This window comes from Candidatus Cloacimonadota bacterium, assembly GCA_011372345.1.
In the GTDB taxonomy this organism is placed as follows: Bacteria; Cloacimonadota; Cloacimonadia; order Cloacimonadales; family TCS61; genus DRTC01.
This window is the reverse complement of the sequence record DRTC01000576.1, coordinates 1-2,100: the sequence shown is the minus strand read 5'-3', so window position 1 is coordinate 2,100 and position 2,100 is coordinate 1. Positions and strand designations below refer to the sequence as shown.

The 2,100-nt window shown below is 34.9% G+C and carries 1 protein-coding gene; it reads right to left on the bottom strand.

Annotation, left to right across the window (positions count from 1 at the left end):
* A partial coding sequence (locus tag ENL20_11090) for a hypothetical protein (protein ID HHE39096.1) occupies nt 1-2,100 on the bottom strand: 2,100 nt, incomplete at both ends.

Genomic DNA, 2,100 nt, shown 5'->3' with positions numbered 1-2,100 from the left:
TTTTTACCTTTTGCCCTTTGATGTTGTATATTATTACCTCTGCGATCTCTCCGTCCTCTGCGGTAAGATTAAATGATATAGTAGTTTCCGCATCGAAAGGATTAGGATAGTTTGACAATCTAACCTTTTCATTATTGATTATTAATTCTTCATTAGCTGAAGTTTCATCCCATTCAAAAGCTCCCATATCAGGTGCCCAACCATAATATTCATCATAACTTAAATCGATCAAGATTTCATCTTCCCACTCAAAATAAGCAGTTCCGGTATCGATACAGGGAGAATCATCAAAAAGATGATAGTTCCCATTTTCTTGATCGGCAAATTGAGGATCTTCATCGATGTTTCCTTCGAGCCAATAAACTGTTCCGTTATCATTGATTTCAATTCCTTCTTCACCAAACTGGATATCGGAATGTGTAATAAGAATATTGTTTTCGCTCATGTGAGAATAAAAATAAACATTTTGAGGTATGTTGTTCCAAAGTATGGAATTAACAACATAAACATTACTACCTCGTTCACAATAGATGGCGCCACCTGATTCTGCAGAATTGTCGGAAATTGTAACATTTATTAAATCAGTACTGGAATTATCCTCGCAATGAATACCTCCACCTGATTCTGCATTGTTGCCGACAATTGTCACATTAACCAAATTAGAACTTGAACTATTGTTGTAACAAATACCGCCACCATCACGATTGGCTGAGTTGTTATTAATAAGAACATTTTCGAGATAAGGATTGGAATTGTAAAAGAAACATCCACCTCCAGCATAACTTGATTCATTATCACAAACCTTTAAATTAATAAAAGCCGGATCAGAGTGATAACATTTAATTCCAGCACCCGTAGAAGCCGATCCGTTTTTTATAGTCATTTCTGCAATCGACACATCTTGAATATTATCAATATAAATGACCTCTGTTTCGATATTTGCGTCTAAAATTGTTTCGTCTATTCCACTTCCATAAAAAGAAACATAGCTTATGCATGATACCGGAAACAGCTCATTGTTTGTGGTTGAACTATAGATTCCGGGTGCCAGGAAAATCGTGTGTGGATTATGACCATTGACCATGATTTTGCTCTTGGCAAAAAAGATCGTTTTTAAGGGTTCATCAAATGACAATCCGCTATTCGTATTATCACCTTCTGGAGATACATATAAATCCGAATCACTTTGCGTTATTACCGAATGAATTATATCAAATGTATAATTATTAATCGGGTAGGCAAAAAAATCAGTTGGAAACATAACTGTAAATGTGTCTACATAAACCTCAATTATCTGATCTGAATAGAGATCGCTTCCATTTGCAGATTGATTCAAATATATATTAGAACGACTTTCACTATTAAAATTTATGGTTGAATTCCATTGGCAATAAATCCCGCCACCGTTATAAGTTGCAGAATTATTACAAATCCTAACATTTGACAATTGCGGATAAGAAGAATTTGTACAATAAATCCCTCCTCCATTTGTACCGGCAACATTATCTCTAATGGTTACATCAATCAAAATCGGATCTGAATTCTCACAGTACATTCCACCACCATGACCACCATCATAACTACCTGAAGAACTATTCCCGGAAATGATTACATTAATTAAAGTAGGATTGGAATGATAAAAATTAATTCCACCACCGTAACCATAACCTGTAATATTATTTTCAGAAATTGTAATATTTTCTAAAGTCGGATCAGAAAAATGGCAATAAACACCACCGCCCCTGGATCGAGCAGAATTATTTGTTATCAACAGATTTTGAAGATAAGGATCAGAATGATTTGTGCAATAGATTCCTCCACCTTCGGCATTAGGTTGATAACCACTTCCGTAACCATTAGCTATGGTAAAGCCCGAGAGCATAGAATTTAATCCTTCCCCATTTTCAAAAGTAACTACTGGATCATGCTGAAAACCATCAATCACACAATTTTCATAACCATTTTTACTTTCAATAATTATCGCTTTCCCTTGAAAGTTAATATTTTCATAATAAATCCCATCTTCAACAAAAATATGACTCCCAAACTCGGCAACATCTATTGCTTCCCGGATAGAATTAAAGGGATATTCTTGTGAAC